Source organism: Paenibacillus artemisiicola (assembly GCF_017652985.1).
Classification (GTDB): domain Bacteria; phylum Bacillota; class Bacilli; order Paenibacillales; family Paenibacillaceae; genus Paenibacillus_Z; species Paenibacillus_Z artemisiicola.
In genome coordinates, this window is sequence record NZ_JAGGDJ010000059.1 from 22,071 (window position 1) to 28,441 (window position 6,371).

5 protein-coding genes and 1 other RNA gene are annotated in these 6,371 nt (G+C 60.1%); all 6 read right to left on the minus strand.

Annotated features, from left to right (window positions below):
• Positions 1-52: 52 nt before the first annotated feature.
• Positions 53-1,789 carry an extracellular solute-binding protein gene (locus tag I8J29_RS30290; RefSeq protein WP_208851040.1) on the minus strand — a complete coding sequence of 579 codons (1,737 nt, stop codon included), beginning with the start codon at positions 1,787-1,789 and terminating at the stop codon, positions 53-55.
• A 141-nt stretch (positions 1,790-1,930) separates the two neighbouring features.
• Positions 1,931-3,013 carry a response regulator transcription factor gene (locus I8J29_RS30295; RefSeq protein WP_208851041.1) on the minus strand — a complete coding sequence of 361 codons (1,083 nt, stop codon included), beginning with the start codon at positions 3,011-3,013 and terminating at the stop codon, positions 1,931-1,933.
• On the minus strand, positions 3,010-4,803 hold the full coding sequence (locus I8J29_RS30300; protein WP_208851042.1) for a sensor histidine kinase: 1,794 nt from the start codon (positions 4,801-4,803) through the stop codon (positions 3,010-3,012). Before I8J29_RS30300 ends, I8J29_RS30295 begins: the two co-directional genes overlap by 4 nt.
• 211 nt (positions 4,804-5,014) lie before the next feature.
• Positions 5,015-5,378, minus strand: a transfer-messenger RNA (tmRNA) gene (gene ssrA / locus I8J29_RS30305).
• A gap of 189 nt (positions 5,379-5,567) precedes the next feature.
• On the minus strand, positions 5,568-6,047 hold the full coding sequence (smpB, locus tag I8J29_RS30310) for an SsrA-binding protein SmpB (protein ID WP_090639980.1): 480 nt from the start codon (positions 6,045-6,047) through the stop codon (positions 5,568-5,570).
• A gap of 119 nt (positions 6,048-6,166) precedes the next feature.
• A partial coding sequence (locus I8J29_RS30315; protein ID WP_208851043.1) for a hypothetical protein occupies positions 6,167-6,371 on the minus strand: 205 nt, incomplete at its 5' end.

Here is a 6,371-nt window from a genome sequence, read left to right on the forward strand (position 1 = left end):
GCGGAAGGCCCGGACGCCGCCGGCGCCTTCCGCAAGATTCCGCATGGCATGCTTACTTCTTGAGCAGCTCCGCGACTTCTTTCGTAATCTCGTCTCCGCCTTGCGCCTTCCAGTCCTTCACGAATTTGTCGAAGGAATCGATGGACGCCTGGCCGAGGATGATCTTCAGCACGGTTTCGTCTTCCATCTTCTTGAGGTTGGCCCACTTCGTCTCCATCGTCGGCGTCTGGTTGTACGTGACGCTGTACACCTTCTTGTCGATCGGCGTCGTCGCGAACGGACGGTCCCCGATCAGGAGGGAATACATCCGCTGGAAGTCGCCGAAGTTCGCCGTATTGAAGTTGCTGACGCTCAAGTCGTCATACGGAGGCTTGACGACGTTCTGCACCTTGGTGGCGTCCGAATACATCAGTTTGTACAAGCTGTTCGGCTTGTTGTAATCTTCCGGCTTGGTTTCGCCCTTCAGCACCTTCAGCAGCTCGGTATACTCGTATTCCGTCTCGTTGGCCGCGGCCATGACGTTGCGGAGCGGATACCAGCCCACGCTCACGGACAGGTCGAAGGTCGCTTCGTCGCGCACGAGCGCGTTGTTCATGATGAGAATGGCTTTGGCGACGTCCGGCTTCGCGTTCTTGCTGATCAGCGTGTAGGTGCTGCCCGTCGTCTTCATGTGCACGTTCCACTTGTTATCGTCGGAGTAGACCGGGTACGCCTGCCAGTTGGCGGTCGGATCGTTCTTGAAGGAGTCGCCGTTGCCGTAGCCGCCGTTCCACCACGGGCCGAAGAAGATCCCCGATTGATTGGCGTTGATCGGATCCCCGACGTTGTCGCGGGTGCCGACCTCGGGATCGATCAGCCCTTTCTTGTACCAGTCGGCCAGCTTTGCCAGCGTCTTCTTCGTATTGTCCGACAGCGTGCCGTACGAGACCGTTCCGTCGCCGTTGTCGAGCCAGTAGCCCGGATACGCGTCGTTCGCGCCGAAGACCGGATCGAAGCCGCCCATGTTGTTCGAAGAGACGAGGAACGTGGAGTACGGGAACGTGTTCTTGGACGGACCGACGATCCCGATCGTCTTGTCCCCGCCCATCTTGTTGTCGATGAACGCTTGCGCCGTCTTCTCGATATCCGCCAGCGTCTTCGGCACCGGCAGGTTCAGCTTGTCGAGCCAATCCTTGCGGATCCACATGACGTGCACGCCGTCGGTATCCACGGTGATGTTCGGAAGCGAAACCATCTTGCCTTTGTAGCTGGCGTTCTCCATCGCGCGGCCTTCGGTGCTGTTCATGATGTCCTTCACCTGCGAGGACGAATATTGCTGGAACAGATCGGTGATATCGTACAGCAGCCCCGAGCTGGCCGCTTTGGTCATGAAGGAACGGTCGTCGACGACCATGCCGTCGGGCAGCTTGCCGGAGGCGATCGTCAGGCTGACCTTCTGTTTGAAGTCATTGCCGGTCGCCGCCGTCCAATCGACGATGACATTGATGTTGTACTTGTCCTTGAGGTAGCGCGTGTACTGGTTGTTGCCGACGCTGTCGCCTTCCGGCAGCGTTTTGTCCGTCGGATCCACGACCATGCCGATGTGGACGTCGACCGGTTTCGGGAATTTGGAGAAAGCCAGATCGTCTCCCGTCAGCGGCGGGGTGTTCGAGTCGGCGCCCGAATTCGAGCCCGCGTTCGCGTTTGATGGCGCTTTCACATCATTGTTGGATGAATCGTTGGAAGAACATGCCGTCAAGCTTAGACCAAGCAATACGACCGACAGCAGCGTTGCCATATTCCTTTTCATCTAATCCCTCCCCTTTGATCTTGCCTTCCCATTTTACAATGTAAGCGCATAAAAAAAGTCGGACGGATGTGCCGGGATTTGCGGCGGATCCGTCCGACCGGGTAGAGATTTGTTCGCTCGGCTGCGATCATTCCTCCCCCTTCATTCCTCCCCCTTGTGGAATTGGGCGCGGAACTCGGAGGGCAGCAGGCGGGTCTGTTCGTAGAAGAGCTGGGAGAAATACTTGGAGTCGTTGTAGCCGACGGCCTGCGCCACCCAGGCGATCGAGCGGTTGGTCTCGCAGAGCAACCGCTCGGCGGCGCTGATCCGCTCCTGCCGCAGGAATTCGTTGAACGTCGCGCCCGTCAGCTTCTTGAAGCATTGGCTGAAATAGCTCCGGCTCATGTGCACGTGGTCGGCGACGTCCTCGGCATGCACCGGATTCGACGCCTGCTCGCGAATGAACAGCACCGCCTTCAGGATGCTGACCGTCGTATTGGCGACGTCCGCGGACGCGGCGACCCGCGCGTAGACGCGCTGCCGGTAATCGCGCAGCCATTCGATCGCCGAGCGGACGTCGTGGACGTCGGAGCGCAGCTCGGCATCGAGCGCGACCACGCTCTCCATGTGGGACAAGACGCGCACGAACAGCCCCTCGAGCCGGCGGAAGGATACCTTGGCTTCCGCGGTCCCCTTGCAAAGACGCTGGAAGGCCGCATCGTTATAGAGCCAGTACAGCGCGCGCCACTCTTGCTCCAGCGCGGCCCACTGCCCATCTTCCAAGGAGCCGCCGGCCGGCTCGGGGACAGGCGCCGGCAAGGCATCGGGCTCGGCCGCGCGAGGAGAAGCCGCCGGCAGCTGGGCCTCGCCCGTCATTTGCCGCTGGATCCGTTTCAGAATTTGCTCGTCGTCCTCGGATTCCAGCCGCACCTTGGAGATGTAATCGAGCACGCCCATGCGGTACGCCGTCTGCACGTTCTCGAACTCTTCGTGGAACGACAGCACGACGGAGCGCAGGCCCGGGAACTTCTGCCGCGCGACTTGGAGCAGCTCCATGCCCGACATGACGGGCATCGAGAGATCCACGAACATGAGATCCACCTCGTGCCGTTCCATAAATTCCAGCGCCTTCGCGCCGTTCGCCGCTTCGCCGACCACCGTCATATCGTGCTCGGCCCACGGCAGAATCGAGATCAAGCCTTTCCGCGCAAGCTTGTCGTCGTCCACGATCAATACCCGGATCATATCGCTTGCTCCTTTCCGGTCTGAAGAAACGGCAGGGTCAACGTGACCGTCGTGCCGTGATTCGGCGTGCTGTCGATTTCCATGCGAGCGTTCCGGCCGTAAAAGGATTCCAGCATGGAGCGCACGTAACGCAGCCCGATCCCCCAGCCCGTCTGCTGTTGGTCCGGCGTGTCGCGCTGCAGCAGGGCCAGCGTCTCCTGGCTTAGCCCTTTGCCGTCGTCGCGAATCGTGATCCGCACCAGCTGCGCCGCATCGTCGGACGTCACGCGAATGTCCAGCCGGCCGTGATCGTCCAGGCCGTGGCAGACGGCGTTCTCCACGATGGGCTGCAGGATGAACCGCGCGACGGGGCTGTCGAGATAGGCGCCTTCCTCGATGTCCAGCTCCACCTCGAAGTCATGCCGCATCTGCTGCAGCTCCAAATACGTCCGCATCACCTGGATTTCCGAACGGAACGTCGCCGCCTCCTCCGACTTGCCCAAGTTGTAGCTCAGCAGGAAGATCAGCGAGGCGACGAACTTCTCGATGTCCTCCTGCTTGTGCAGCACCGCCAGCCAGCGGACCGAATTCAGCGTATTCATCAGAAAATGCGGATTGATCTGGTACGCCAGCTTCTCCAGCTCGAGCTGATGCCGGCGCTTCTCCTTCTGCTCCGACTCTACGATCAGCTGCTGGATCTGCCGCTTCATGATATTGAACTGCTCGAAGATCCGGTCGAATTCGTCGATGCCCGTATGGTACTGCCGGGTGCCCATGTACCCTTTGCCGAACGTGATCATCTCCTTCTCGATCAGGCGGAACGGCCGGTTGATGAGCCGCCGCAGCAGCAGCGTGAGGAGCACCATCATCAGCAGCCCGACGGCGAGAATCCAATACATGCGGTTCTTCCACGTGTAGAGCTCGTGGTTGTAGCTGGCGACGGGCAGCAGCAGCGTGATGTCGTAGCCGTAATCGCCCTTCATCCGGCTCCAGACGTAATCGCCCGTCGTGCCGGATTCCCCGCTCAGCCGGAGCCGCTCGCCCGCCGCGTGCGCCGCCGGATTGCTGCTGTAGGTCACGTCGCCGTCCGCATCGGTGAACGCCAGCGTATACGGCATGTTCAAGTTCGCCGTCAGCGAATTCATGTCGGTCGCGATATCCGTCTTGGCCTCGACGTACACGACCAGCTGCGTGCCGTCCGAGAAGGTCACGTCCCGCGTCACCGATATCACTTGATCGTCGCTGAACCGGCATAGCGATTTGTGCGGAGACTGGTAGCTCAGCACGCCCTTGGCGGCGACGTTCGGAAGCGCTTGCAAATTAAAGTCGCCGCGCAGCGGCAAATTCGACAACGCCGCTTGCCCGACCTTGGGATTATAATACATGACGAGCTCCATCGCCGGATTCGAGAACGTGATTAAGCCGATATTGTAGGAGATGTCGCGCGAAAGCACGCGCTGGCTGTACGACTCCTTGGCGGACACGTACGTCTCCATCAGGTTGCCGACCGTCCCCTCCGGCGTCATCTGCTGCGTCACCAGCAGCAGGTTGTTGTACATCTGGTTCAGCTTGGTCGTCTGCTGGTACAGATCGAACGCCATCGAGGTCTGAATCTTATCGCGCTGCATGGCGTAAATCGCATTATACGACACCGTCGCCATCAAGATGGCGCAGCCGGCGAACCCGACGGTGAGAAACGCCATGATGCGCTTGCGAAGCGAGGAAAACCCGAAGCGGTTCCGCAGTCCGGCCAATAAGCCGATCTTCCCCTGAACCGTCCGCGTAGAAGCGAGCCATTGATTGCGATGCATCCCCATCACCTCACAACAAGTCTGGAACACGACGTCCGGAACAATTACTTCGCCTGCCGACGGCGATTCTCCTTCTGGGAAGGAGAGGGATGGCGCGGGCGGGGGCAAGGCAGCGAATGGAATGTAATTGCGAGTTGGCTAAGGCTGCGAACGAAGCATGCCGCCCTTACAATGCAAAAACCACATCCTCATGCGGATGTGGTTGATGATTTGGTGGAGGCGAGGGGATTTGAACCCCTGTCCGAAGACAACGCCACACAGGCTTCTACGGGTGTAGTCACGGTATTGATGTCACCCGAACGTCGTCCCGTAACCGACTACGTGTTGGGTCAGCCTGATTATCTTCTTCCGAACGACCCCAGGCGGAGACCGATCGGCGTATCCCACTAAAGGTTAGCCCCTAGCCTGGCACATGGGCGATGCAAGGTAGAAGCCGCGTCACAGGTTATTAAGCTGCGAAAGCGAGTTGTTGTTGTTGTTTGCCGTTTAATAGGCTTTAGCGTTGATGAAGCGGACGCTCCCCACTACCCGCAACCCATGCTCGAACTATCCCCGTCGAATCCATAAACGCCCCCGAATCGCATAAACGGCGATTGGCGCTCCGTTTAGCAGGCGACGCGCCGACGCATGAAGCCGCACTCGCAGGCCTCACGTTACCGAGCATGTCGTTGTGTTGCTTAATTAGTATACCACAGGTCGGCCCATTGCGAACCGCCGTCTTGCTGGAAGCCGAGGCGGCGTTCTCCTGCGCTTCCTGCTTGCCGCTAGCGGGCGACCTTCTGCTTCTCGCGAAGCGCGCGCTGGATGTCGCGCTGGGCGTCTTTCTTCGCCGCGGACTCGCGCTTGTCGTACTGCTTCTTGCCTTTGCCGAGGCCGATCAGCAGCTTCGCGTAGCCGTTCTTGACGTAAATCTTGAGCGGCACGATCGCGTAGCCTTCCTGCTTGGACAGGCCGAGCAGCTTGTGGATCTGCGCTTTGTGCAGCAGCAGCTTGCGCGCCCGGGTCGGGTCCATGGGATTGCTCCGGTTCCCCTGCTCGAAGTAGCTGATGTGCATGTTGTGGATGAAAATCTCGCCGTTCCGGATCGTCGCGAACGCGTCGCTGATGTTCGCCTTGCCCATCCGCAGCGACTTGATCTCGCTCCCCATCAGCACCATGCCCGCTTCGAAGGTGTCCTCGATGAAGTAGTCATGGGAAGCCTTCTTGTTCTGGGCGAGCTGCTTGCCTTCGCTCTTCTTCGCCATGCCTTCACCTCTCCCTTGTCCGTCGCCGGATAAAAATGGACTTCTAACCGCAGCTAGAAGTCCATTGTAGCAACTTTGCGAACCGAAATCAACAAGGGGCCGCGCTTGAAAGCCGCGCCTTACTTGCGTTTCTTCCGGACGAAGGCCGCCGTGGCGTTGCCTCCGCCGGACTTCTTCTTGCGCGGCCCCGCGCCGCCTTGCCCGCCGCCGCCGGTCACCGGCGCGGTCTGCAGCTGGCCGCCTTCGGCATTGCCGCCGGCCTTCTTCTTGCGGCGCGAGCCCGTGCCGGATGCCTGGCCGCCGGCTTGCGGCGCGCTGCCGCCG

Bases quoted from the DNA above. Each gene is read 5' to 3' on its own strand.
- I8J29_RS30290 (WP_208851040.1), bottom strand. From the start codon at position 1,789: ATGAAAAGGAATATGGCAACGCTGCTGTCGGTCGTATTGCTTGGTCTA.
- I8J29_RS30295 (WP_208851041.1), bottom strand. From the start codon at position 3,013: ATGATCCGGGTATTGATCGTGGACGACGACAAGCTTGCGCGGAAAGGC.
- I8J29_RS30300 (WP_208851042.1), bottom strand. From the start codon at position 4,803: ATGCATCGCAATCAATGGCTCGCTTCTACGCGGACGGTTCAGGGGAAG.
- smpB (WP_090639980.1), bottom strand. From the start codon at position 6,047: ATGGCGAAGAAGAGCGAAGGCAAGCAGCTCGCCCAGAACAAGAAGGCT.